Origin of the sequence: Pedobacter yulinensis (genome assembly GCF_003029735.1) — a bacterium.
Taxonomy (GTDB): domain Bacteria; phylum Bacteroidota; class Bacteroidia; order Sphingobacteriales; family Sphingobacteriaceae; genus Pedobacter; species Pedobacter yulinensis.
This window is the reverse complement of sequence record NZ_KZ686268.1, coordinates 1,144,678-1,168,542: the sequence shown is the minus strand read 5'-3', so window position 1 is coordinate 1,168,542 and position 23,865 is coordinate 1,144,678. Positions and strand designations below refer to the sequence as shown.

The following is a 23,865-nucleotide window of genomic DNA, read 5'->3' as shown; positions in this document are numbered from 1 at the left end:
AAACATGGAAAATAGCACAAAGACCCGTTATTCTGATGCGGAGCTTCAGGAGTTTAAAGAACTCATTCTGGAGAAACTGCGCATAGCCAAAGAAGAATTTAACGAGCTCACCTCATCGCTCAGTAATCCCAATGCCAACGGCACCGAAGATACCTCCGGAACTTACAAGACCCTTGAAGACGGCTCGGCGACCATGGAAAAAGAGCAGATTAATCAGCTCGCGGCCAGACAGAAAAAGTTCATTGACAACCTTGAGAATGCCCTTGTTCGCATTGAAAACAAAACGTATGGTATTTGCAGGGAAACCGGTAAACTGATCCAGAAAGAGCGCCTGCGCGCGGTACCGCACGCTACACTAAGCATGGAAGCCAAATTGAAACAATCTTAATGAAAGGATATACGAAACCCCTGATTCTTATTCTGCTGGTTCTGATCGCTGATCAGGCCATAAAAACATGGGTTAAAACCACCATGTTTTATGGGCAGGAACACAAAATACTTGGAAACTGGTTCATCCTTCATTTTACAGAAAATAACGGGATGGCCTTCGGTATGGAATTTGGCGGGGAGTTCGGCAAACTTGCATTATCTCTGTTCAGGATTGTTGCCGTAGCAGGTATCGGCTACGGACTGCACTACCTGATCAGACACAAATATCATCGTGGATTAATTCTCAATGTCGCACTCATTTTTTCAGGAGCCCTGGGCAACATCATCGACTCTGTCTTTTACGGTAAAATTTACGGCTATGCGACCTTACTTCATGGCCGTGTAGTCGATATGTTTTATTTTCCCATTATCCAGGGAACGTTCCCTGCCTGGGTGCCTATCTGGGGTGGCGAAGATTTCATCTTCTTCAGGCCGGTTTTTAACCTGGCAGACGCAGCCATTTCAGTCGGCGTGATCCTCATCCTGATCTTTCAGAAAAAATACTTCAAAGAAGATCAAAAAGATGAGATTAGCATCAATAACGAAGTTGTAGAAGATTAATAACCCTCCATAAAATGAGCTCCGGCAACCAGCCGGAGCTTTTTTTTTGCCCTACCGAACCCTTCCCGGGGTCAATTTGGCCGGCGGCTGCACGCGATGTTCTTCGCTCTTGGCCTATCCGAAGATGATCCGGTTAGATTGCCTGATCGGGAACGACTCATTCAGTGAACACGGTTGCTTTTCCTCAGCCCCTTCTCTCCCGCGCGCTGATTTTGTATGAAAAGCGGGCATACTCTTTCAATCCCCGCACCCCCATCCATAAACCCGTGACACCGAGGCACTAATCAGATTTTGGCAATTTAAGATCAGACAACTGTAGCAAAACTGATGCTCATTACGTTTCGCGAGCCGCTGACTTTTTTTCGTAAAAGTTCAGGACATCCTTGTGGAATTGGTATGATATTTTCATCATACCGGCAAACTATAGTAAACACACAATTAAATATAACATCATGAAAAAGTTCATCACCTTCGCCCTTGCCACACTTGTTAGTATCAGTGCCATGGCTCAGCAGGCAGACCTGCGCAAAAAGATCACGGTTACCGGCAATTCTGAAATCGAGGTTACACCAGACATCATTTATGTGAACATTTCGCTTAAGGAGTATCTTGAAAATAACAACAGTAAAAGAAAAATAGACATCACCAGGCTCGAAAACCAGCTTTATACAGCGGTTCAGAAAGCGGGCATTCCAAAAGAGAACCTTACCGTTAACAACCTGGCCAGCTACAATTATGCAACCGAAAAAAAGAAGAACCCGGATTTCCTGGCCAGCAAACAATACCGGCTAAAAGTAAGCGACCTGAATAAGTTTAACGCAATTATTGGCGCCATAGATCCGAAGGGCATCAGCAACACAAACATTGATGGCTATGACTACTCGAAACTTAAAGAGTTAAGAAGAGAAATGAAGATCAAGGCGCTCATGGATGCCAAAGAAAAAGCGACCTATATGGTAGAAGCACTCGGCAGCAAGCTCGGATCGGCTATTGACATCCAGGACCTCGGTAACGACAACATCAACCAGCCGGTGTTCAGAAATTACGCCATGGCCAAAGCCGAAATGGCCGACGCCGCGTCTGCCCCCGAACTCGATTTCAAAAAGATAAAGCTTAGTTATAACATCAACGTCGTCTTCGAGATCAGGTAGTTGTATAGTGTGCTGGACAATCTGCGCAGAACTTCAAATCTGCGATTGATCGCAAAAATCTGTTAATCAATCGATTGCAAAATCGACGAACTAAACAAAAAACCTACCAGAACAGCTTGGTAGGTTTTTTGTTTAGCTGAATCAGACACTTAATCCTCAATACATGAAAAAACTCATCTACACACTCGTCCTTTTCTTTTCATTGGGACTGTCGGCAAATACCGTTTCGGCTGCAGACAAAAAAGCAAAAAACCCTTCCGAGCTATCGGCTGAACAGCGCGCTCAATTGAAAAAGATCACTGATCGCGTCGAAGAGATCCGGTCAATGGACAAATCAAACCTTTCTAAAGAGGACCGCAAAGCCCTGCGTAAAGAATTAAAAGAAATGAAAAATCAGGCGCGGGCAATGTCAGGCGGCGTTTACCTTTCGGTAGGAGCCATCATCATTATCATTCTTCTGCTCATCCTGATCCTGTAATATACTGCCTTCAACACACCACAGATGCTTGCATCTGGCCTACACAAAAAAGCTTCCGCAGCACAGCCGCGGAAGCTTTTTTTATCTCCTTATATTCAGATGTTAGTTGATTAAATTAAAACCGGTATAGGGCACAAGCGCTTCGGGAATCCGGATGCCCTCGCTGGTTTGATAATTTTCAAGAATAGCCGCAACGATTCGCGGAAGGGCAAGCGCACTTCCATTCAATGTATGTGCGAGCTGGGTCTTTCCTTCTTTTCCTTTAAACCGCAGTTTCAGGCGGTTGCTCTGGTAAGTCTCAAAGTTTGAAACAGAAGACACCTCAAGCCAGCGCTGCTGTGCCGCGCTCCATACTTCCATATCGTACGTCATGGCCGATGTAAAACCCATATCGCCACCGCACAGACGCAGCACCCGGTAGTGCAAGCCCAGCTCTTTCAGTAAGGATTGTACATAATTGCTCATCTCTTCAAGTGTCTGATAAGACTGCTCAGGATGGTTGATCTGCACCAGTTCAACTTTATCAAATTGGTGAAGCCGGTTCAGCCCCCGTACATGCGCACCGTAAGAGCCCGCTTCGCGCCTGAAACAAGGCGTATAGGCCGTATGCTTTACCGGCAGCGCCTCTTCCTTCAGGATTACGTCCCTGTAAAGATTAGTAACGGGAACTTCGGCTGTGGGGATCAGGAACAGGTTATCTACACCTGCGTGGTACATTTGTCCTTCCTTGTCGGGAAGCTGTCCTGTACCAAAACCAGAGGCCTCATTTACAAGGTGCGGCACCTGTACCTCGTTGTAGCCATTTTCAACAGCACGGTCCAGGAAAAAATTGATCAATGCCCGCTGCAAACGCGCACCCTTGCCTTTATAAACCGGGAAGCCGGCGCCTGTAATTTTGTTTCCGAGTTCAAAATCAATAATGTCATATTTTGCCGCCAGTTCCCAATGCGGTAAGGCTGCCGTATCAAGTGCAGCAGGCTCGCCATGCGTATACACGATGTCATTATCTTCTGCGCTGCTCCCGGGGCTTACCTGCTCGTGTGGCAGGTTAGGCACCTGAACAATTAACTGGTGCAGCTGTTCTTCAAAATTATTGAGCCGCTCGCCAAGTTCTTTCACCTGTTCCTTATAAGCTGCGGTGTTAGCCTTGATGTTCTCGGCCTCGTCTTTCCTGCCTGTGCGCATCAGTTCGCCAATTTGTTTGGCTGCTGCATTGGCCTCTGCCGAAATGTTGTCCAGGGCGGCCTGCGTCTGCCTGCGCTGATCATCTTTCGAGACGATCTGCTCAATCAGTTCAGGTTGTTTAAAATTGCGGACCGCCAAACGTTCCAAAACTTTCTCCTTATTTTCACGGATATAGTTAACTTGCAGCATTGTTTCTAATTTTTGGCAAAGATAACAAGAGTTGGGAGAAAGCCTGCTCCTTCAGGAAAAACTCAGGCTCGAACGCAACGACATGACTGGTAAACTATATCTTGTTCCGACGCCGATCGGCAATCTGGAAGACATGACCTTCCGCGCCATTAAGGTTCTGAAAGCCGCCGACCTGGTTCTTGCTGAAGACACACGCACCAGCGCTCCGCTTCTCAAACATTTTGGCATAGATAAACGTGTCTTTGCCCACCACCAGCATAATGAGCACAAAGCAAGCGCAGAAATTGTTCGTTTTCTGAAAGAGGGGCAGCAAATCGCACTGATCTCCGATGCCGGAACGCCGGCCATCTCCGACCCGGGTTTTTATCTTGTTCGTGAGGTACTCAAAGCCGGAATAGAAGTCGAGTGCCTGCCCGGCGCCACGGCATTCGTGCCTGCCCTGGTTAATTCGGGGCTGCCTGCAGACGCCTTTGTGTTCGAAGGGTTTCTTCCTGTCAAGAAAGGCAGGCAAACCCGGCTTAAAAAACTGGCGGCCGAAGACCGGACCATGATCTTTTATGAGAGTCCGCACCGGTTGCTGAAAACGCTTACCGAGTTTGAAACCACATTTGGTGCAGACCGGCAAGCATCTGTAAGCCGCGAACTGACCAAAATTTATGAAGAGACGGTTCGGGGCAGCCTCAGCGAAGTCAGAATACATTTCGAAAACAACCCGCTCAAAGGCGAACTCGTCATCTGCGTTGCCGGCGGTCTCCCTGAAAAGGGCCGGCAGAAGGATCGCCATGACGGGGAATAGGCTTGCCACCTCTAAATCCAACCGCTGGCAGACTCGTTTCTGTTCACATGCAGATCGTGTACCCAAACGGCCGCTCCTGTCAAAGTCTACAAAAACCTGCGTCCGACCAATACTTCGGCCTATATTTTGTAATTTGTGTCGCGGACAATAACCATCATAAAAAAACTCAATTTGAAAGAATATGATCTCAATAGATAGATTTTTAAGCGACGAGCAGGACCCCAAGGCCGTTGAAAAAGTTATCGGTAAATTGAATGACCTCCTGACCAGCAATGAGGAGATCTTGTACCTGGCGGTGCAGAAAAAACCAGCAGTGAACCTGCTGCCAGACAGCATTGCCGTTACCAACAAGCGCATATTTTATTGCGAACCGGGCAACCTGGGCTTAACCATGAACTTCAAGGACATTTCCTGGAAGAACGTGAAGGAAGTTTCTTTTAAAGAGGAATTTTTCGGTTCAAAGTTCATTTGCGTTCCGCAGCAAGGTGAAAACATTGTGACTGAATTTATACCAAAAGTTCAGGCACGCAGGCTGAACCAGGCTGCCAACGAACAGCTTGAGCAACTGCGCGAACGCCAGCGGCTCGATCTGCTCGAAGAAAAACGTACATCACCATCGCCGGTTACGGTGCATGCAAACCCTGAACCCGAAGTGCAACAGGAAACAACCATAATGCCTGTTCCCGAAGTACCTGCAGTTTTTGCAGCACCAGAACCCTCGCCAGCCCTGGCAGAACCTGAAGATGAGACGACGCTCAAACTGAGAAAGCTCAAGACATTGTTCGATAAACACCTGATTACCCAGGAAGAATATGATGCGAAAAAGGCCGACATCTTAAACAGCCTGTAACCGGCACGTCCATGTCAACAAAAAAAACGTACCTGCTGGCATTGCTCAGCGCCTTGCTGCTCTGGCTCGGGTGGCCACCTATGCCCTATACCGCACCATTGCTCCTTTTTGCACTGGTTCCGCTGTTTATTGCATTGGAAAACATTCGCCGCCGGGGCGGTCCCAAAGCGGGCAGACAGGTATTTCTTCATGCCGGATTTACCTTTGTGCTCTGGAACACCGCCAGCATTTATTGGGTGTACAACGCCATCAGTGCATATAATGGTCCGCTGGTGGCACTGCCGGTTTCGTTGATTCCTTTCTGCCTGGGCCCGCTCCTGCTTACTTTTGCCTTCTGGCTGCACCACCGCCTGCAGTACGATGTTCGCCGCTGGACGGGTTATGCGGCCCTTATCTGTTTCTATCTCGCTCTTGAGTACTTGCAACAGGTCTGGGACCTGTCCTTTCCATGGATGACGCTGGGCAACGGACTGGCCGCGACGCACCAGCTTGCCCAATGGTATGAATTTACTGGCGTATACGGGGGCTCTGCATGGATCTTGCTGAGCAACGTTCTCGCCTTCGAGGCCTACCGGCAATTTAAGCAACCGGCGTCAATGAGAAAACGTAAATTCTGGCTTTACCTTGCTCTTTGGATCATCGTACCTGCCTGTCTTTCGCTCGGCCGGTATCTGAGTTATAAGGAGATGGGTACGCCATCAAATGTGGTGGTGGTACAACCCAATGTAGACCCTTATCAAAAATTAGGCAGTATTCCACCATGGCAGCAGGTGGAGCTGCTTACCCGGCTTTCAGACTCGGTGGGTCAGCCCAATACCGAATATTTCATCTGGCCTGAAACAGCCATACCCAATTACGCAGACGAGGCAGGAATACGGGAAAACCGGGAATACCTTCAGGCGCAAGCCTTTTTAAGCAAGTACCGCAATGGCACGCTGATCACCGGCATTGAAAGCAATGCGCATTACGACACAAAAAAAACGGCTTCTGCCTACTTTGATCCGAACCGCGGCACTTTCCGGGACAATTTTAATGCAGCCATGCAGGTCGAAAATTCCTCGAATGTGCAGTTCTACCACAAATCGAAACTGGTGCCCGGCGTTGAGCGCATGCCTTTTCCCGCCGTCTTTTCCTTTTTAGATGGCGTATTTGCCCAGCTCGGCGGAACGGTTGGTGGCTGGGGCTGGCAGGAACATCCTGCCGTTTTTTATGCCCAGAGCGGTATAGGCGTTACCCCGGTTATCTGCTATGAAAGCCTCTGGGGCGACTGGATTAGTGAATCGGTCAGAAACGGGGCGCAGTTCATTGCCATCATTACCAATGATGGCTGGTGGGGCAATACCTCGGGCAAGGACCAGCACATGTTATACGCCAAGCTCCGTGCCATCGAAACCCGCAGGGCCGTGGCCCGCTCTGCAAATACCGGCATATCCTGTTTCATCAATCAACGGGGCGATGTCACTGCCAAAAGCTCCTGGTGGAAGAGCACAGCCATCAAGTCAGACATCCTCCTGAATGACCAGCTAACCCTGTATGTACGATCGGGCGATCTTCTTGCAAAAATAGCCTGTCTGGGAAGTGGTGTATTTCTCCTGGTTATACTGTGGTTTAAATTCGGAAAAAAACGATAGCGGGTTAACCATGCAGCGGGTGTTGGCAATACCGCAGCATGTCTGTCAGGAGTAAAAAAAAGTACGGCCGGGCACATGATCAAAAATATCGTTAATTTAGAATCGGTGATCACAACAGGTCACCGGACTTATCAAAACCAGTTCGGCAACAGCCGCACACAGATTCAGAAATTATGAAAAGACATGCAACCGCCGTATGGCAAGGATCAGGCAAGTCAGGTAAAGGAACCCTGAGCAGCCAGAGTACCGTTTTAAACGAAACCCAATATTCATTCAATTCCCGGTTTGAAGATGGCGTAGGCACCAACCCTGAAGAACTTATTGCCGCCGCGCATGCCGGCTGCTTTACAATGAAACTTTCGTTCAATATTGATGAAGCAGGATTTACAGCAGATAAGCTGGAAACAAAATGTGAAGTTAAATTTGAAAACGGTGCCGTAGTTAGTTCACACCTGATCCTGAACGCCACCGTTCCAGGCATATCACAGGAAAAATTTGATGAAGTAGTTGCCGACGCAGAAAAAAACTGTCCCATCAGCAAACTTCTCAACACATCAATATCGGTCGAGGCAACCCTCGCCTAAATAAAAAAAGAACCCGGTTTCCCGGGTTCTTTTCTTAAAAGAACAACCTGGCTTCTCTCAGGTTCTCCGCATCAGCGGGGAGTTCCTCTTTCAGGACATGTATTTCCCAACAATCGGCATTCTCCGGCCCATGCCGAACGCCTTTGGCGAGACACGCAGAATAGGCGGCGTTTGGTAGCGTTTAAATTCGGCCAGGTTAACAAGGCGCAGTGTTTTATTAACCACTTCAGCATCAAAACCCTGGGCAACAATGTCTGCCGCGCTCTTCTTCAGTTCGATATGCTGGTACAACACCTGGTCAAGAATTCCATAATCGGGCAGCGAGTCGCTGTCTTTCTGGTCCGGCCTCAATTCGGCAGAAGGGGGCTTTACAATGGTATTAACAGGAATAATTTCCCGTTCCTTATTGATATGGCGGGCCAACTCAAACACCTGGGTTTTGTAGACATCACCAATAACGGCAAGCGCCCCGCACATATCGCCGTAAAGTGTTCCGTAACCCACTGCACACTCGCTTTTATTTGAGGTGTTCAATAAAATATAACCGAATTTATTGGACATGGCCATGAGCACGATGCCCCGGCAGCGCGCCTGGATATTTTCTTCAGTCAGGTTAAAAGGCATGTCCTTAAAGACAGGCTTCATCATGCTGTCAAATGCATCGGCAGCCTCCTTGATGGGCACGACCTCATGCTTGCAGCCTATGGCCCCGACCAGGTCCAGTGCATCTTTGAGGGAATGGTCTGTACTGTATTTTGATGGCATCAGAACAGCCATTACATTTTCCGGTCCCAGCGCCCTGCAGGCAAGGGCACACACTACGGCAGAATCAATTCCTCCCGACAAACCGAGCACAGCCTTGCTGAAGCCTGACTTGCGAAAATAGTCGCTGATGCCAAGTAGTAAAGCGTCATGGATTTGCTCAATATCGCCGGCGCGTTCCTGTGCAGGGTATTTATTCCTGACATTCTGTATCTCATCAAGCTCGAAAATCTGTACATCTTCAGTAAAGTATTTCATTTCTGCTTTCAGCGCACCCGATTCATCAAAAACGAGCGAGCCACCGTCAAAAATGATCTCGGTCTGCGCACCAACCTGATTCACGTAAAATAATGGCAGTTTGTATTTGGCAGCATTGCCTGACAGCACCTTGATGCGCTCGTCATCGTGCGTGTATGAAAAGGGTGATGCCGCGATGTTAATCATCAGGTCTGGCTGCTCCAGGATCAGTTCATCCATAGGGTTGCTTACATACAGCGGATTGTCATTGATGTTCCAGAGGTCTTCACAAATGGTCAGCGCAATTTTTTTACCCATAAATTCTATACAGCCGAAACTCCGCGCAGGTTCGAAATACCGATATTCGTCAAACACATCGTAGGTAGGCAGCAAAGCTTTGCGCACAACAGCGGACACCTGTCCATTCTCAATGAACCAGGCCGCGTTGAACAGGTCCTTGCCACCTGCTTCCTCATTCGGTATCGGGAGGCCAATAATACAGGCGATATCCTGGCAGTGGGTAGCCACCTCCCCTGCCGCCTGCCGGCACAGGTCGATGAAAGCAGCCGACTCCAGAAAGTCGCGCGGCGGATAACCGCAAATGGCCAGTTCTGCAAAGACGACCAGGTCGGCACCTTTTTCTTTCGAAGCATGCAGGCATTCGATCATTTTGCGGGTATTTGTTTCGAAATTACCAATGTGGTAATTGAGTTGGGCAAGGGCAATTTTCATATGTGTTAGCTGCTTAAAAGAATACGCCTAAATTCAGAGAAACGTAGTGGTTCCGCACATTGCGGCTCCTGTCTGTTGTAATATCGGTAAAACCATTATTCAGGGTAAGACCAGCCGTAAAGCTGGCGTTCCGGTCAATATCATATTCGGCGCCTCCGCCAATGATCAGTCCGGCGCGGTAAATGGCAGTCCCGTCATTGATATTAAGCCCGTCAGTAATGTAGCCGCCGGGCGAGCGGGAGGCGTCCTGTTTCGCCCCCAGGCGGATGCCGTTCGAAAGCCCAAACTGGCCGTACCACCGCAGCAGGCCAACTTTCGCCGTTTTCAGTTTCAGCGTGATGGGCAATTCAAGATACTGAATGCGGTATTTCAGGTCATAAGCGTCGGCTTTTTCCCGGCTGTTTTCATCGTAAGGCATAACATCCAGCTCAGTACTTTTCCCGTTCAACGTCGTTACCGTAAGACCGGTGGTGAAGCTGTAATTCTCTGCGAAATTAAAATCGCCCATGAGGCCGTAAGAAAATCCCAGCCCCAGGCCATTGCCTTTAACTCGTTCGCCTTTGATCCAGCCAAAGGTTGGGTGAGCGGTCAGCCCAAGTCTGAAACCATAATTGCCTTGCGGAATGAATTGTGCATGTGCCTGGACAGCAAAAAATAAGACCAGTATGACCGTCGCGAATCTTCTCATGTCGTTATATTTGTTTAGGGATTAACGTAAAACTTCCCAAATCTATCTATTTTAAGGTTTCTTGGAGATTTAAAATCCTGCTTTTTGCAACCGTATGCACCGGTGGTCTGCGCGCCTGTCATATCACAACAAAATAACATGATGAAAGTTGGAATCGTATTATCCGGGGGTGGAATCAGGGGCATTGCGCACCTTGGCGTACTAAAGGCCTTTTCGAATCTGGGTATCAGGTTCAGTCACATCAGCGGCACCAGCGCAGGGTCTATAGCAGGTGCGCTTTTCGCTGCAGGCATTGATCCGCAAGAGGGCCTGGACATATTCATTAAAACAAAACTGCTCAGGTTCATCAGGCCCGCCGTTGGATCCCTTGGCCTGATCAGCATTGAACGTACGGCAGAACTGCTGAAGACCTTTTTTCCGGAAGACCGGATTGAAAAGTTGCAAATACCACTCACCATTGCTGCTGTTAACTTTAGCGAAGGCCGGCTTGTGTATTTTGATCAGGGCCCATTAATTAGAAGCATACTGGCCAGCAGCTGTATTCCGGGAATTTTCCGGCCTATCATGATCGACGGGCAAATGTATGTGGATGGCGGTGTGCTTAACAATTTTCCTGTCGAACCCCTGCTTAACAATTGCGATTACATTATCGGCTCATCCTGCAATCATCTGCGCGCGGTCGATAAGATCACTAACATTACACGGTTGATGGGACGTGCGGGCGTCATGTCGATCAATAAAGATATGGAACAGAAGGCAGCCTTTTGCAATGTGATGGTAGAGCCCAAGGGTATGGGCGAAATCAGCACATTCGACATGGCCAAAGCCGAAACAATCTACTGGCTGGCTTACGAAGAAGCCCTTAAAACGATCCGGGCTGACGAGAGTTTGCGGGCCCTGGTCGAAAACAACATCTTGCTTAAGAAAGATGCTGGCGATGCCGCCAGCAGTTAAGATCCCGGGGTCATGCGCACCAACCGGTCGCCCTGTAATACCGGTATTACCGAACAGGTGTCGGTCTGCAGGCAGAAACGCACATCTTCTTCGATATTCAGTTCGGCAAGCCGGTGGCTGTGCGAAGACTTGTGCAGGTAAGCCCGCAGATCGTTTCTGGCCAGCAGGTAAAGGTCTTCTGCAGCTACGCCCGAGTCATCAAAATGGGTGAATCTGCCGCGCAGCCGTTGTACGACAGCTCCGGCAAAAAGCGTATCCTCGAGATTGAACTGGTCTTTCCAGCCGGCACAAAGCAGCAACACATCGCGTTGCTCTGTGGCCAGCCAGTTGCAAAGCGCCTCCAGGTTGAGAAAAGAGCCGATCACGACCGTATTGTGTTCCTTGTTGGCCAGGTGCAGGGCTTTGGTACCATTGGTCGTTGTAAGCACAATCGTTTTCCCTGCCACTTTTTCTGCAGTATAGGAAAATGGTGAATTGCCAAAATCATACCCTTTAACTACCTCCCCGTTGCGTTCGGCGGCCAGCAGGTATCCGTTATCCTGGTAGGCCAGGCAGTCTTCCACCTGTGAAACAGGAATGATGGCGGTGGCACCATTCTCGATGCCGTAAGTTATGGACGAGGTTGCCCGCAGGATGTCGATAACCACAACGATATGTTGTTCAATATTGTAGAGATGCAGCAAGGCAGGCGTTAAACAAACTTCGATTTTTCGCTGCATGTTTATTTGTAAAAGGGTAATTTGACCACTTTTGCCTTGATGCTATTGTTGCGTATGGAAACAAAAATTTCTGACCCTTCTTTGCTGAAGGCCTTGTCAACATAACCAAGACCTATGGCTTTCTGCAGGGAAGGCGACTGGGTTCCCGAGGTAACGCGGCCAATGGTATTACCGGCCTCATCAACAATCGGATAATCATGTCTCGGTATGCCCCGGTCTACCATTTCAAAGCCGACCAGTTTGCGGGCAATTCCCGCTTCTTTTTGTGCCTGCAGCTGCGCTGAATTGGTAAATGGTTTGGTGAATTTAGTGATCCAGCCCAGGCCGGCCTCAAGCGGAGAGGTGGTGTCGTCGATATCGTTGCCGTACAAACAGAAGCCCATTTCCAGGCGCAATGTATCGCGGGCGCCAAGCCCTATCGGTTTGATGCCGTAAGGTTTGCCTGCCTCGAAAATGGCATCCCAGATGGCACTTGCCTTGTCGTTGTCAAAATAGATCTCAAAACCGCCTGCGCCGGTGTATCCGGTAGCAGAAACAAGTACGTTGTCAAAGCCTGCAAAATTCCCTTTCTCAAAGCTATAATATCCCATCGAGCCCAGGTCAATATCGGTCAGGCCCTGAAGCGCATCTGCAGCTCTAGGCCCCTGCACTGCCAGCAGCGATGTTTTGTCAGAAATGTCGACCATTTCTACGCCTTCAGTATTGTGCTGGCTGATCCAGTTCCAGTCTTTTCCGATGTTCGAAGCGTTCACAACCAGCAGGTAACTCTTTTCATCCAGGCAATAGATGACCAGGTCATCGACGATACCACCTGTGGTGTTCGGCAGACAGGAATACTGCACCTTACCAGGATACAATTTTGACGCGTCGTTGCTGGTTATCTTTTGTATCAGGTCGAGTGCGCCTTCACCCTTCAGGATAAACTCGCCCATATGACTGATGTCGAAAACACCGACCGAGTTGCGCACGGCAGCATGTTCGGCATTGATTCCCTCATATTGAACCGGCATATTATAACCGGCAAATGGGACCATTTTTGCGCCTAATGAGAGGTGTTTATCGGTGAGTGCAGTATTTTTCATGTGTAAAAATTGTTTTCCCGGCCGGTCAGTAAATTGTTGCCGGGTTGGTTTCTGAAATTGGGCAAAAGTAAACAAAAATTAAACATTTACGAGTTCCTCGTATACACCGAACATTCTTCTGCCAGAAGAGTGCATTTCATGGTCACGTTCAACCGTTCTTCGGGCATTTTCGCCGATCTCGCGCCAGATGCGCGGGTTTGTAACGCATTGCAGAATGGACCGGTAAAAGTCGTCGGGGGTATTGGCAATCAGGATGTTGTGGCCGTGCCGGCAGTCTATTCCTTCAGCGGCGAAAGAGGTGGCGATGATACACCGGCGCATGGCCATTCCCTCGATAATCTTAACCCGCATGCCGCTTCCTGACAAAAGCGGCACGATCATGATTGATTTTGAGTTCATGAATTCGACGGCATCGAAAATTTCTCCCTCTACGATCAGGTTCTCAGAATCATAATCAAAAAACTGCTTCTGCATTTTTTTGCCGGCAATGTAAAACCTCAGGTCTTTATTCAGTGCCTCTATGTCGGGCCACACCTCGTCGAGAAACCACTCCAATCCTTCCTTGTTGGGGCGCCAGTCCATTGCCCCAAGATGAAAGAGTGTTGGAAAACTTGTTTTGCCCAGGTCAGACCTGTACCGGTCAAGTTCTACCGCTACCGGGAACACGTCGATCGGATTTTTACAGCCGAATTTAACGATGCTCAGTCGATCCGGCTCACTGATGGCAAAGATGCGGTCAAACCGGTTGATCTGGTCGGTTTCATAAGACTTGAGCCTGCTGGCGAGGAACTCCAGGTACCAGCGCCTCGGCGCAAATTTTTCTGATGCTGCCAGGCGCTCCCAGATAGCCGACTCAATGTTGTGCGCCCGGTAAATAAGTCGTGCCTTGCTGTTTTGCTTGACAACGTCCAGGTATGGCACAACGAACAGTCCTTCAAACTGGATGACGTCGAATTCCTGTTCTCGCAGGATATTCTCAAGCATTTTCACGGCTTCTTCTTCGAAGAAGCGCGAAACGTTATAAGATTCGTTGGTAAAAATATTTAGAAAGGCACTCCAGATGTTAACATCGGTGTCTATGGTGTACGTCTGGAAGTTGATTTCCGAGAAAACCGGGTCGTAAACATCGTCGGGCTCTACCCAGTGTTTTCTGGGATTAAGGCTGAACAGCGTCACTTCTGCACCAAGACTAAGCAGGCCTTTGATCGTGTTGTAAACCACGATCGGATATCCGCTGTTTGGCGGGAATGGGATCCGGTAGCTCAGCAGAAGTACTTTCACAAGCTCAAAATACGAATTATTGAGCGCTTAGTGAAAAGAGTTCCAGCTGCGGGTCGGTGATGCGGAAAGTTTTCCGGTGGTATGGCGAATGGCCGTTTGCCAGGACCGCTTCCCGGTGAAAGATGGTTGGATAACCCTTATTCTGCCGCCACTGGAAATGGGGGTATTCGCCGTCAAGCTGCTCCATATAGGCATCACGATGGGTTTTCGCAAGAATTGAAGCTGCTGCGATGTTCAGGTATTTCCCATCGCCTTTGATCACGCAACAATGCGGTACTTCGCGGTAGGCCTTGAACCGGTTACCATCTATACAAAGGAACCCGGGTTGCAGGTGCAGGGCGTCGAGCGCACGGTGCATGGCCAGAAATGAGGCATTCAGAATGTTGATGCGGTCAATTTCGTCGTTGTCTACAGACGCTACTGCCCAGGCCAGGGCCTCTCTTTCAATAATGGGGCGCAGGACATCGCGCTGTTCATGTGTCAGTTTTTTGGAATCATCAAGCTCTTCGAGATAAAAATCGCGGGGCAGGATGACCGCAGCTGCGAAGACCGGTCCGGCAAGACAGCCGCGTCCGGCCTCATCTAAGCCCGCCTCAAGGAATTCGGTCTGGTAGCAGTTGATCAGCATAACACAAAGGTAGAATTTATAGAAAGACGGCACAAGGGGCGCCCAGAGCGATTTAGAATTAATGCTTACATTTTAAACGAAAAATAACTGAAGTGCTGCTTTTTTTAACTTAAAGTTGGTAACTTTACAAAAGTTACCAACTTTGCAGGACTCGTATTGTGTTAAATGCTGGCGCCCTGCGATTTTACGTCAAAAGCATCTCGAAGGCCGATGGCCAGCACATTAAATGCATAAACCGTTAACATGATCGCCAAACCAGGCAAAATGGCCAGGTAAGCAGCATCCATAATGATGTACCCATAGTGCTCCTTAATCATGCTCCCCCAGCTCGGCATGGGCGGCTGCGCGCCGAAACCCAGAAAACTGAGTCCCGTTTCCAGCAGAATCGCCGCCGCAAAATTTGATGAGGCGACGACCAGCACCGGCCCTGCAATGTTAGGTAAAATGTGCCTGACAATGATGCGCGCGTGTCCGAATCCAAGTGCACGTGCTGCTTCCACAAACTCAACCTCTTTTAAGGCAATGACCTGCCCCCGAACAAGGCGCGCCACATCGACCCAGGTCGATAGGCCTACAGCAATAAAAATCTGCCAGAACCCCTTGCCGAGTGCAAAGGAGATGGCTATAATCAGCAACAGGGAGGGCAACGACCACACCACATTCATCAGCCAGCTTATGGAAGCATCGGTCCTGCCTCCCCAGTAGCCCGCCAGGGCACCAAGGCCAACACCGATGAAAAGCGAGATCAGCACGGCCATTAATCCGACAGACAACGACACCCTGATGCCAAGAATTAAGCGGCTAAGCAGGTCGCGGCCATAAATGTCACTGCCCAGATAAAACGTCTGCTCATACATGGTTTTGCGGATGAATGTGGCCTGGTCGCCGCATTCCCGGCAAATTGCCTGGCGTGCAAAAGCAGTCTCATCTCCCTTTGCCTCATCGCCGATATACGGCCGCACATACAGGCTGTCGCCAGAGAACCGGTAGTCAGTAATCGGCAGGCTTTTATAGTCAGCCGGCTGACCAAAGAGCATCTTCTCGAATAAGCCCACCTGCTCTATCCCCTGAACAGGCGTTTTCAGGAACATAAATGTGCGCCCCGGCTTTTTTTTGCTCAGCTGCAGGTGCATTGTATTTGCCATCGGGGTTTGGTCGGGCATAATCAGATATCCCAGTATGCCCATTGCACTTAGCAGGCAAATAAATACCATACCGGCCACCGCCAGTTTATTTCTTTTAAATTTTTTCCAGATTTTTCCCGATGGACTGCTCATTTTACCATCCTGCCTTTCCAATTGTATTTTCCGCTGTTGCCGGCTATTCCAATATAAACCATATACAAAATGTGTAAAACGTTAAGCAAGGGCAAAACAGCCAGCAATTTTCTGCGCTTCATGAAACCGGTAACATCCCAGAGGAAACAGGCTTCGATAATCATTTTGGCAACCAGCTGGCACAAGGCGGTCTGTAGCAGTACCGGATAAAATAGTCCTGCAGCTGCGTTGACCAGGATACTCAGGTTAAATAACCAGATGCATACGCCCAATGCAATGATCGACTTGTCTTTGTAACGTGTACTTTTCGAAGCCCAGCGCCTGCGTTGCTGGATGAACTGTCCTAGCGTTTCTTTGGCGGTTGTATATACAACAGCGTCCGGATTTTTTAGAAAACCAATTTTACCCGGATAACGCACCGCCATTTTATGCAGCAGCAATTCGTCATCGCCCGATGCCAGGTCGTCGATTCCTTTAAACCCGCCAACTTCATGAAAAGCATCCCGTTCATAGGCCAGGTTCGCGCCATTACAGGTAGAGGGTTTGTTGTTCCCGATGGTAGAGGCACCAAGGCCGATCAGATACAGGAACTCGAGCGACTGGGCGGTTTCAAACCAGTTGCGTTCCTGGTGGTACGCCACGGGCGAAGAGATCATTTTACAACCTGAACGTTCGTAAAATTGAACGATCGTCCGCAACCAGTGCGGGCCCATGCGGCAATCAGCATCGGTCGTAATGATCAGCCGGCTTTCGGATCTGGCGATAGCCGTTTGAATCGCTTTCTTTTTGTAGCTATTGAGGGCCTGGTTTTCATTCAGACTGATCAGTTTAACACCCTGCTCAGCATAGCTGCTCACAATAGCCGCCGTCTGGTCGGTCGAATGGTCGTCTATAATGATCACTTCGGCCCGACCGTCATAATCCTGCATCAGCAGATCTTCTATCGTATCGGCAATATTTTGTTCTTCATTTCGTGCGGCTACAATGACCGAGACAGATGTGGAGCCTGGCGCGGCATCGGCACTAAAAATTTTTAGTTTATGCCATCCCCTAATGAAAGCCAGGACCAGCACGATATACAAAACTGTAAAAAAAGCAGATATAAAGCTAATTACGCCTGGAACTTCCAAAGAAATTGAGTTTAAAAACGAAATAAGTGCCTAATATAGCAGGAAAAATGATATTAATGAGCCAGATACTGGCTGTGCAGGCAATGACGGCTACATCATGGTCGGTAATGAAGCTAAAAAAGTACGATGCAGTAAGACTCCTGACACCTACGTCAAACAGGTCGAGCGAAGGCAGAGTGGACTGTACAAAGAACAAGAGGGAGATCATCATGACAATTTCTGAACTTCTCAGACCCGGAATGAGCCAGGAAAAAAGCAGGAAATACTGGCTGCTGAAAACGGCATACCTTGCCAGGCAAAACAGCAGCACTTTTGACAATTCAGCCTTCCGGTAGCGGGCCAGCACCCGGTAAAACTTCTTATACCGGCGGGTAAAAGGAACAGCCAGAAGCAAACCGTTCAACCAGCGGATATTGAAATAAAACAGAATAAAAAATCCTGCAAAACAGGTGCTGAGGATTCCTATCGCATATAGGAACACGGGGTCGAGCGGCACATAATTAAAGACAAAGAAAAAGGCTGCCAGCGCACCAAAGACATTGGTCAGCACGAGTTGACCGATGTTTCCTACCGCCATGGCTACTACCCCGATTACCCGGCGCTTGGGCGATAGAAAAAACACCCTGCCGCCATACTCTCCAAGCCTGTTTGGGGTGAAGATGGCGAGCGTAAGTCCGCAAAAAACACTTTCTACTGCGCGCCATAGCGAGATCCGTTCTATATGACGAACAAGTCGCTGCCATTTTAAAGCTTCCAGCAGCCAGTTTAGCAGCATCAGGGCGATGACCACAGCACCAGCCAGCCAGATCTCGGCCGAGGGCAGATTGGTAATGAGTCTGCCAAAATTTTGCAGGTTGGCATTTTCAGAGACCTTCAGGTAAACGAACCAGAAAGTAAGCAGCACGATCGCGGCTTTGATAACGAGCGTAAGTACTTTTTTGCGGCCTGGGCTCAAATTTTATCGTTTTACTCCTGCAAATATGCTTATTATTGTCCTAATGTCTGCTGAAAAAAAAGAACGGGTAATCCTGGGTATCGACCCCGGCACCGCGGTGATGGGATATGGTGTAGTTTGTGAAAAGGGCAGTAAACCAGCGCTTGAAAGCCTGGGTATCGTTAAACTCGACCACCTGGAAGACCACTTTCTGAAACTGAAACTTATTTTCGAAAAAACCGTCTCGCTGATCGATGCCTATCAACCCGATGTACTTGCCATTGAAGCGCCCTTTTACGGCAAAAACATACAGGTTTTGCTGAAGCTGGGCCGGGCGCAGGGCATTGCAATGGCAGCCGCTTTAAGCCGCAGCATTCCGGTGTTTGAATACGCACCCCGTAAGATTAAACAATCCATTACCGGCAACGGGAACGCCACAAAAGAGCAGGTTGCAGCCATGCTGCAGCGCCTGCTCAATTTTAAAGAAACGCCTGAATTTTTAGATGCTACCGACGGACTTGCTGTTGCGCTTTGTCATGCCTTTCAACGCAACCCTGCAAGCAGCGGAACCGGCAAAAGCTACTCGGGCTGGGCCGGATTTGTCAAAGACAACAAATCACGGCTGAGGTAGCGTGACCGTCTTAAGGCTATCCCGGCGACTTTTGTAGCGCTTTATGACCAGGTAGGTAATCAGGCCAATGAGCGGCAGCATCCAAAGGTGTGCAAGTAACAGCAGGAACTCTTTGAAAAACATCCATCCAGCCAGTATGTTCATCCAAAGCCGGCTGAAAAACGGAGGCCCGAAGTCGCTGAGCTTGTCGTTGGCTATGGTAACCTGCGAGACCGAGTTGCCCTCATAAAACTCCAGCCTGACCGTGCTGAAGCGCACCTGCTGATCAATATGCATGTTTTCAATTTTTCGCCGCACATAATCGTCATTAAGCCCGACTGCCGTATACAGTTCGCCGGTCTTGCTGAGCTTTTTTGCGGCGGTCATGTCCATCAATTTCTTCCTGTTAGCAGATAGCAGGCTATTCTCCAGGTATTTCAACTGCTGGTCGTCCCGCTTCATTGACGCTTCATCTATATAAACGGCCAGCCCCTGGGTCTGATGTAAAAAATCTTCAAGCCGCGTGGCAGGCACGCTGACCTTCATGCTGACCTGGTAATAAAATGCACTGACTTCGAGCAGCGAGTCTGGCGATTTCTGAATGCGCTCAGTGGAAGCTACATTCCTGGTTAGCGTGCTTTCAATGGTCGTGCCGCCAAGTGTCTGCAGGTTTTTTGTAATGGCCTCTTTTGTTTTAAGGGCATTGCTTACGCGCATTCGCATATCGGCTGTGCGGATGATCTTCGGCATGGCCGATGTATCTGTGGCGGGGAGGGCCGTGTCAGCACCTGTGGCAGCCAGTTCAGCGCTTTCCACTTTGTTTTCGTTCGAGCAGCCCCACACGATCATTAGCAGGACAAACAGGTATAAGGTATTTCTCATTTTTTCTTTTTTTAAGAGCAGGCCGCTAACCTGCCGCCCTGTGGTTCTTACTGCGGCTACTGCAAGACATGACGGGGCCCCCCGGCCATGGCCGGTATATGAAATATCTTGCAAAAAAGCCTAATTATTGTTGGAGAGCGTTAGGCGATCTGCCGTTCAATTTCCTGGTTAGCAGGATATTGAAGAAGAAAGATCAGCGATGAAATGCGTTTTATCCTTAATACCGCCAGGAGAATTTGGTAACCGGATAAATGAAAAAGAAACAGGAAAGTTACATTAAACTTTTGTTCGAAGGGCCTGTAGAAAGCTTTCATATACAAAAAAACCTGCCGGTTCCGGCAGGTTTTCTTTATATTCTTGATGAAACAGCTGTTACGCTTTAAGTATTTTAAATACACCTGCAATAGACACAACGGCGCCAACGAACAGGATAATCCACGATACAAGGGATAGCATAAAGGAATCGAACGCAAAACGAAGGTAGGTCCCTACCATTGCGATAAGAACGCCAACGATGATGGTCGTATAAATGCCGGGCTGGTTGGCCTTTTGCATGCTTGGAGTATTGTGTCTGATGGGTTGTTCCATAATCTGATAATCAAAGTTCTGCCACAAAAATAAGATTAATTCATTAAACTGAAGTGCCTTTTAATAAGATTTCAGCTTTTCGAGCCGGCTGTTGCCCCGCTGTTCTTCAGTGAGCTGCCCTGGCGGATACAGGAGTTTCTCCCAGTCGCCATACATCGGGTTCGGCAAAACGATAAATCGCGAACCAAACTGGCTTTGGGCCCGTTCCGTCTCTGTCTTTGTCTCGCGGTTCTCGCGGTAAAAGACATTTGAGAAATCGCTGAGGTTGTCGCCGCATAACATCAGAATGTTGTAGCGTTCGGCCACAGCTTTGCGGCGCGGTTCCTTGTCTGAGGTCTGCTCTTTGACAACCAGGTGGGCTTCATCGGCATTGGGAAAACCATAACGACGCAGGTTCTCTAAGGTACCCGCATGCTCTGCCCTTTCCCGGTTGGTGATGTAAAAGACCTCGATCTTTTTAGAAGCAGCAAACTTTAAAAAGGCATGCGCGCCGGGAACCGTGTCTGCCTGTGCAAGCGCAGCCCATTCGGTCCAGTCCTTTTGTATAAAACTTGTACCTTTTTTGATCTCATGACCCTGGAAAGCAGAATTGTCCAAGACGGTTTCATCTACATCAACAATGATGCAGTTCGGTTTTCTCCTGTCGCGCTTCTTCATCGCCGCTTTGAGCGATACCCGGGCAAAATTGTAAGCCTGAAAACACAAAGCGCGGTATTCGCCCGAATGCTGCTGCCATAAGACAGCCGTGGTGTAGTGCCTTGCGGCCTCAGGCTGATCCTGCGCATGGGCGAAGCCCGACATTAAAAACACGCCCAGACAGATCGTAAAAAATTTCCTTGAAGACATGGTTATACTTGTTAAAGTGCAGTCTGGCTGCGTATAAAAATAAAAAGCCCCGCAGCGTAGCAACGGGGCTTCAAAAAAGATAAAATCATGGTTAACCGTTAAGAGCGGCCGCGCCACTCACGATCTCGGTAAGTTCTGTGGTGATCGCTGCCTGACGTGCCTGGTTATATGACAGTTTCAACGACTTCAGTAATTCGCCGGCGTTGTCTGTTGCTTTGTCCATCGACGTCATGCGTGCGCCATGCTCAGAGGCATGTGAATCAAGTACTGCTTTGTAAAGCTGGATCTTGATCGACTTGGGGATCAGCTGCTCTACGATCAGTTCCTGCGAAGGTTCCAGAATATAATCTACTTTGGTGCCTGTTGTTTGCTCTGCAGGTTCGGTCTTTGGCAAAGGAAGCAACTGTTCAGTTGTAATAAACTGCACAGCGGCATTTTTAAAGCGGTTATATACCAGTTCCACTTTATCATAGTCGCCTTTAACAAAACCATTCATAATGGTCTCCGTTATATGCGTTACATTTTCAAAAGTAAGATTTGTATACACCTCATTGTTATTGCCGACCACATTGTACTTACGTTTCTCGTAGAAATCCTGAACTTTTTTTCCGATCGCTACGATGCTGACATTTCCGCTTTTGTATTGTGAACTGTACTTTTCAGCGATCAGGTTATTGGCCGCTTTGATGACGTTCATGTTAAACGCACCGGCCAGACCACGGTTGGAGGAGATCGTTACGATCAATACCTTATTCGGCTCCCGTTCCTGGATAAAAGGAGAATGTGATCCTTCCAGGCTGGCAGACAGGTTGCTGAGAATTTCCTTTAGCTTGGTGGCGTAAGGTCGCAAGGCAGTAATGGCATTGGTCGCCCGTTTCAGCTTGGCCGCCGACACCATTTTCATGGCCTTGGTGATCTGCTGTGTCGATTGTACCGATGCAATTCGGTTTCTTACTTCTTTTAAATTTGCCATTCTCTGTTAGATGTTAGAAAGGAGCTGAAACAGGAACCTGAAGACAGGGGCCTGTTTCTGACTCAGATCTTATTAATATTTTGCTGCCAGTTCTTTGGCTACAGTTTCCAATACACCGGTAATGTTGTCATCAAATTTACCGGCTTTCAGCGCCTGAAGCGTTTCAGGATGACGCAGTTCCAGTTGCTGCAGGTATTCTGCTTCGAACTCACGTACCTTGTTAACCGGCACCGAACGCATGAGGTTTTTAGTTCCTGCATACACGATGGCAACTTGTTTTTCAACGGTAAACGGAGAAAACTGTGCTTGTTTCAGAATTTCCACGTTGCGTGCACCTTTATCCAGTACTGATTTGGTCGCTGCATCCAGGTCTGAACCAAATTTCGAGAAGGCTTCCAGCTCGCGGTACTGCGCCTGATCAAGTTTCAGGGTACCGGCTACTTTCTTCATCGATTTGATCTGGGCGTTACCACCCACACGCGATACCGAGATACCCACGTTGATGGCCGGACGCACACCTGAGTTGAACAGGTTCGACTCAAGGAAGATCTGGCCGTCTGTGATCGAGATCACGTTCGTAGGAATGTAAGCAGAAACGTCTCCAGCCTGTGTTTCGATGATCGGCAGCGCTGTCAAAGAGCCACCACCCTTCACGATACCTTTCAGAGAATCCGGAAGGTCGTTCATGTTGCGTGCAATCTCGTCTGAAGCATTGATTTTAGCGGCACGCTCCAAAAGGCGGCTGTGCAGGTAAAATACGTCGCCGGGATAAGCTTCGCGGCCCGGTGGGCGACGCAGCAGCAGCGATACTTCGCGGTAAGCAACGGCCTGTTTAGAAAGATCATCATAAACGATCAATGCCGGACGACCTGTATCACGGAAAAATTCGCCGATTGCGGCACCTGCAAAAGGTGCATAGAACTGCATTGGTGCAGGGTCTGAAGCTGAAGCCGATACAACAACTGTGTAAGGAAGCGCACCATTTTCTTCAAGCGTACGGACAATATTGGCTACAGTCGAATTTTTCTGACCCACCGCCACATATATACAAAACACGGGGTTACCGGCTTCGTAAAATTCTTTCTGGTTAATAATAGTATCGATACAAACCGCAGTCTTACCAATCTGGCGGTCACCGATAACCAGCTCGCGCTGACCACGGCCAATCGGGATCATGGCGTCGATGGCCTTAATACCGGTCTGGAGCGGCTCATTTACGGGCTGACGGTAGATTACACCGGGAGCTTTACGCTCGATCGGCATTTCATAAGTCTCTCCGCTGATCGGCCCTTTACCATCGATCGGCTCACCAAGCGTGTTTACCACACGGCCAAGCATGCCTTCGCCAACACGGATCGAAGCAATCTTTTTGGTACGTTTGATGGTATCACCTTCCTTGATCTCGTCTGAAGCGCCCAAAAGAACGACACCTACGTTATCTTCCTCAAGGTTAAGTACAATACCCTGCAAGCCATTGGCAAACTCAACCAGCTCACCTGATTGAACTTTTGTTAAACCGTATACACGGGCGATACCATCACCCACCTGCAACACGGTACCTACTTCTTCAAGTTCGGTTTCTGATTTGAAGCCGGCCAGCTGTTGCCTGATAATTGCCGATACTTCATCTGGTCTTACCTCTACCATAATTTTATTTTAATTGTATCTTTTTTAATTAATCAATATTC

General features: G+C 48.7%; 25 protein-coding genes. 10 read left to right on the top strand and 15 right to left on the bottom strand.

Translation table 11 applies throughout. The features are described 5' to 3' along the window. The first annotated feature begins 4 nt into the window (after positions 1-4). The 4 genes from C7T94_RS05185 (at position 5) to C7T94_RS05170 (ending at position 2,619) form a co-directional block, all read left to right on the top strand. The gene (locus C7T94_RS05185) at positions 5-388 is read left to right on the top strand and encodes a TraR/DksA family transcriptional regulator (RefSeq protein WP_107214225.1); all 384 of its coding nucleotides are present in this window, start codon (positions 5-7) and stop codon (positions 386-388) included. Further along, the gene (locus tag C7T94_RS05180; protein WP_107214224.1) at positions 388-990 is read left to right on the top strand and encodes a lipoprotein signal peptidase; all 603 of its coding nucleotides are present in this window, start codon (positions 388-390) and stop codon (positions 988-990) included. The genes C7T94_RS05185 and C7T94_RS05180 overlap by 1 nt, the downstream gene beginning before the upstream one ends. A gap of 452 nt (positions 991-1,442) precedes the next feature. Then, the gene (locus tag C7T94_RS05175) at positions 1,443-2,141 is read left to right on the top strand and encodes an SIMPL domain-containing protein (RefSeq protein ID WP_107214689.1); all 699 of its coding nucleotides are present in this window, start codon (positions 1,443-1,445) and stop codon (positions 2,139-2,141) included. A 163-nt stretch (positions 2,142-2,304) separates the two neighbouring features. Beyond that, on the top strand, positions 2,305-2,619 hold the full coding sequence (locus C7T94_RS05170; protein WP_107214223.1) for a hypothetical protein: 315 nt from the start codon (positions 2,305-2,307) through the stop codon (positions 2,617-2,619). A 102-nt stretch (positions 2,620-2,721) separates the two neighbouring features. On the opposite strand, the gene serS is transcribed toward C7T94_RS05170, so the two are convergent. Further along, the gene (gene serS, locus C7T94_RS05165; RefSeq protein WP_107214222.1) at positions 2,722-3,993 is read right to left on the bottom strand and encodes a serine--tRNA ligase; all 1,272 of its coding nucleotides are present in this window, start codon (positions 3,991-3,993) and stop codon (positions 2,722-2,724) included. A gap of 82 nt (positions 3,994-4,075) precedes the next feature. On the opposite strand from serS, the gene rsmI reads away from it, so the two are divergent. From rsmI to C7T94_RS05145, 4 genes are all read left to right on the top strand, one after another. Then, entirely contained in the window at positions 4,076-4,789 is a 714-nt protein-coding gene (rsmI, locus tag C7T94_RS05160) for a 16S rRNA (cytidine(1402)-2'-O)-methyltransferase (RefSeq protein WP_107214688.1), read from the top strand. A 181-nt stretch (positions 4,790-4,970) separates the two neighbouring features. Continuing rightward, a complete protein-coding gene (locus C7T94_RS05155; protein WP_107214221.1) occupies positions 4,971-5,639 on the top strand; it encodes a PH domain-containing protein in 669 nt (222 codons plus the stop codon). 11 nt (positions 5,640-5,650) lie between these two features. Beyond that, entirely contained in the window at positions 5,651-7,270 is a 1,620-nt protein-coding gene (lnt, locus tag C7T94_RS05150; protein WP_107214220.1) for an apolipoprotein N-acyltransferase, read from the top strand. Positions 7,271-7,443: 173 nt separating this feature from the next. Beyond that, on the top strand, positions 7,444-7,854 hold the full coding sequence (locus C7T94_RS05145; RefSeq protein WP_107214219.1) for an OsmC family protein: 411 nt from the start codon (positions 7,444-7,446) through the stop codon (positions 7,852-7,854). Between the two features lie 90 nt (positions 7,855-7,944). Here C7T94_RS05145 and C7T94_RS05140 read toward each other — a convergent pair whose 3' ends face one another. Together C7T94_RS05140 and C7T94_RS05135 are read right to left on the bottom strand one after the other, a co-directional pair. After that, positions 7,945-9,585: an NAD+ synthase gene (locus C7T94_RS05140; RefSeq protein WP_107214218.1), complete on the bottom strand. Its 1,641-nt coding sequence runs from the start codon at positions 9,583-9,585 to the stop codon at positions 7,945-7,947. A 13-nt stretch (positions 9,586-9,598) separates the two neighbouring features. Further along, positions 9,599-10,273, bottom strand: coding sequence for a porin family protein (locus C7T94_RS05135; RefSeq protein WP_107214217.1), 675 nt, complete (start codon positions 10,271-10,273; stop codon positions 9,599-9,601). Between the two features lie 138 nt (positions 10,274-10,411). Here C7T94_RS05135 and C7T94_RS05130 point away from each other — a divergent pair, with 138 nt between their 5' ends. Further along, positions 10,412-11,227 (top strand): patatin-like phospholipase family protein, encoded by an 816-nt coding sequence (locus C7T94_RS05130; RefSeq protein WP_107214216.1) that lies wholly within the window; start codon positions 10,412-10,414, stop codon positions 11,225-11,227. On the opposite strand, the gene C7T94_RS05125 is transcribed toward C7T94_RS05130, so the two are convergent. The 7 genes from C7T94_RS05125 to C7T94_RS05095 form a co-directional block, all read right to left on the bottom strand. Continuing rightward, positions 11,224-11,946 carry a 2-phosphosulfolactate phosphatase gene (locus C7T94_RS05125; RefSeq protein WP_107214214.1) on the bottom strand — a complete coding sequence of 241 codons (723 nt, stop codon included), beginning with the start codon at positions 11,944-11,946 and terminating at the stop codon, positions 11,224-11,226. The two genes, C7T94_RS05130 and C7T94_RS05125, sit on opposite strands and share 4 nt — an antisense overlap. 2 nt (positions 11,947-11,948) lie before the next feature. Continuing rightward, a complete protein-coding gene (gcvT, locus tag C7T94_RS05120) occupies positions 11,949-13,028 on the bottom strand; it encodes a glycine cleavage system aminomethyltransferase GcvT (protein WP_107214212.1) in 1,080 nt (359 codons plus the stop codon). Positions 13,029-13,106: 78 nt separating this feature from the next. Then, a complete protein-coding gene (locus tag C7T94_RS05115; protein WP_107214211.1) occupies positions 13,107-14,309 on the bottom strand; it encodes a glycosyltransferase family 4 protein in 1,203 nt (400 codons plus the stop codon). Between the two features lie 16 nt (positions 14,310-14,325). After that, complete coding sequence (locus tag C7T94_RS05110; protein WP_107214208.1) at positions 14,326-14,937, bottom strand: ribonuclease HII; 612 nt, start codon at positions 14,935-14,937, stop codon at positions 14,326-14,328. A 161-nt stretch (positions 14,938-15,098) separates the two neighbouring features. Continuing rightward, positions 15,099-16,214, bottom strand: coding sequence for an ABC transporter permease (locus tag C7T94_RS05105; RefSeq protein WP_107214207.1), 1,116 nt, complete (start codon positions 16,212-16,214; stop codon positions 15,099-15,101). Further along, on the bottom strand, positions 16,211-17,344 hold the full coding sequence (locus C7T94_RS05100) for a glycosyltransferase family 2 protein (RefSeq protein WP_107214205.1): 1,134 nt from the start codon (positions 17,342-17,344) through the stop codon (positions 16,211-16,213). Before C7T94_RS05100 ends, C7T94_RS05105 begins: the two co-directional genes overlap by 4 nt. Next, positions 17,322-18,299, bottom strand: coding sequence for a lysylphosphatidylglycerol synthase transmembrane domain-containing protein (locus C7T94_RS05095; RefSeq protein WP_107214203.1), 978 nt, complete (start codon positions 18,297-18,299; stop codon positions 17,322-17,324). The genes C7T94_RS05100 and C7T94_RS05095 overlap by 23 nt, the downstream gene beginning before the upstream one ends. Positions 18,300-18,342: 43 nt before the next feature. Here C7T94_RS05095 and ruvC point away from each other — a divergent pair, with 43 nt between their 5' ends. After that, positions 18,343-18,909 carry a crossover junction endodeoxyribonuclease RuvC gene (gene ruvC, locus C7T94_RS05090; protein WP_107214200.1) on the top strand — a complete coding sequence of 189 codons (567 nt, stop codon included), beginning with the start codon at positions 18,343-18,345 and terminating at the stop codon, positions 18,907-18,909. Here ruvC and C7T94_RS05085 read toward each other — a convergent pair. The 5 genes from C7T94_RS05085 to atpA all read right to left on the bottom strand — a co-directional run bounded on the left by C7T94_RS05085 (position 18,895) and on the right by atpA (position 23,824). Continuing rightward, a complete protein-coding gene (locus C7T94_RS05085) occupies positions 18,895-19,770 on the bottom strand; it encodes a DUF4349 domain-containing protein (RefSeq protein WP_162618550.1) in 876 nt (291 codons plus the stop codon). The two genes, ruvC and C7T94_RS05085, sit on opposite strands and share 15 nt — an antisense overlap. Before the next feature lie 372 nt (positions 19,771-20,142). Beyond that, entirely contained in the window at positions 20,143-20,358 is a 216-nt protein-coding gene (locus tag C7T94_RS05080; RefSeq protein WP_107214196.1) for a hypothetical protein, read from the bottom strand. A 60-nt stretch (positions 20,359-20,418) separates the two neighbouring features. After that, positions 20,419-21,204: a 5'-nucleotidase, lipoprotein e(P4) family gene (locus C7T94_RS05075; protein WP_239494931.1), complete on the bottom strand. Its 786-nt coding sequence runs from the start codon at positions 21,202-21,204 to the stop codon at positions 20,419-20,421. 91 nt (positions 21,205-21,295) lie between these two features. Further along, positions 21,296-22,177: an ATP synthase F1 subunit gamma gene (atpG, locus tag C7T94_RS05070; protein WP_107214193.1), complete on the bottom strand. Its 882-nt coding sequence runs from the start codon at positions 22,175-22,177 to the stop codon at positions 21,296-21,298. A 72-nt stretch (positions 22,178-22,249) separates the two neighbouring features. After that, entirely contained in the window at positions 22,250-23,824 is a 1,575-nt protein-coding gene (gene atpA / locus C7T94_RS05065; RefSeq protein WP_107214190.1) for a F0F1 ATP synthase subunit alpha, read from the bottom strand. Positions 23,825-23,865 lie beyond the last annotated feature (41 nt).

Excerpts from the sequence above, each read along its gene's own strand:
- C7T94_RS05130 (WP_107214216.1), top strand. The coding sequence starts at position 10,412 with ATGATGAAAGTTGGAATCGTATTATCCGGGGGTGGAATCAGGGGCATT.
- C7T94_RS05175 (WP_107214689.1), top strand. The coding sequence starts at position 1,443 with ATGAAAAAGTTCATCACCTTCGCCCTTGCCACACTTGTTAGTATCAGT.
- rsmI (WP_107214688.1), top strand. The coding sequence starts at position 4,076 with ATGACTGGTAAACTATATCTTGTTCCGACGCCGATCGGCAATCTGGAA.
- C7T94_RS05180 (WP_107214224.1), top strand. The coding sequence starts at position 388 with ATGAAAGGATATACGAAACCCCTGATTCTTATTCTGCTGGTTCTGATC.
- lnt (WP_107214220.1), top strand. The coding sequence starts at position 5,651 with ATGTCAACAAAAAAAACGTACCTGCTGGCATTGCTCAGCGCCTTGCTG.
- gcvT (WP_107214212.1), bottom strand. The coding sequence starts at position 13,028 with ATGAAAAATACTGCACTCACCGATAAACACCTCTCATTAGGCGCAAAA.
- C7T94_RS05125 (WP_107214214.1), bottom strand. The coding sequence starts at position 11,946 with ATGCAGCGAAAAATCGAAGTTTGTTTAACGCCTGCCTTGCTGCATCTC.
- C7T94_RS05110 (WP_107214208.1), bottom strand. The coding sequence starts at position 14,937 with ATGCTGATCAACTGCTACCAGACCGAATTCCTTGAGGCGGGCTTAGAT.
- C7T94_RS05080 (WP_107214196.1), bottom strand. The coding sequence starts at position 20,358 with ATGGAACAACCCATCAGACACAATACTCCAAGCATGCAAAAGGCCAAC.
- atpG (WP_107214193.1), bottom strand. The coding sequence starts at position 22,177 with ATGGCAAATTTAAAAGAAGTAAGAAACCGAATTGCATCGGTACAATCG.
- atpA (WP_107214190.1), bottom strand. The coding sequence starts at position 23,824 with ATGGTAGAGGTAAGACCAGATGAAGTATCGGCAATTATCAGGCAACAG.
- C7T94_RS05185 (WP_107214225.1), top strand. The coding sequence starts at position 5 with ATGGAAAATAGCACAAAGACCCGTTATTCTGATGCGGAGCTTCAGGAG.
- C7T94_RS05135 (WP_107214217.1), bottom strand. The coding sequence starts at position 10,273 with ATGAGAAGATTCGCGACGGTCATACTGGTCTTATTTTTTGCTGTCCAG.
- C7T94_RS05155 (WP_107214221.1), top strand. The coding sequence starts at position 4,971 with ATGATCTCAATAGATAGATTTTTAAGCGACGAGCAGGACCCCAAGGCC.
- C7T94_RS05085 (WP_162618550.1), bottom strand. The coding sequence starts at position 19,770 with ATGAGAAATACCTTATACCTGTTTGTCCTGCTAATGATCGTGTGGGGC.
- serS (WP_107214222.1), bottom strand. The coding sequence starts at position 3,993 with ATGCTGCAAGTTAACTATATCCGTGAAAATAAGGAGAAAGTTTTGGAA.
- C7T94_RS05145 (WP_107214219.1), top strand. The coding sequence starts at position 7,444 with ATGAAAAGACATGCAACCGCCGTATGGCAAGGATCAGGCAAGTCAGGT.
- ruvC (WP_107214200.1), top strand. The coding sequence starts at position 18,343 with ATGTCTGCTGAAAAAAAAGAACGGGTAATCCTGGGTATCGACCCCGGC.
- C7T94_RS05075 (WP_239494931.1), bottom strand. The coding sequence starts at position 21,204 with ATGTCTTCAAGGAAATTTTTTACGATCTGTCTGGGCGTGTTTTTAATG.
- C7T94_RS05105 (WP_107214207.1), bottom strand. The coding sequence starts at position 16,214 with ATGAGCAGTCCATCGGGAAAAATCTGGAAAAAATTTAAAAGAAATAAA.
- C7T94_RS05170 (WP_107214223.1), top strand. The coding sequence starts at position 2,305 with ATGAAAAAACTCATCTACACACTCGTCCTTTTCTTTTCATTGGGACTG.
- C7T94_RS05140 (WP_107214218.1), bottom strand. The coding sequence starts at position 9,585 with ATGAAAATTGCCCTTGCCCAACTCAATTACCACATTGGTAATTTCGAA.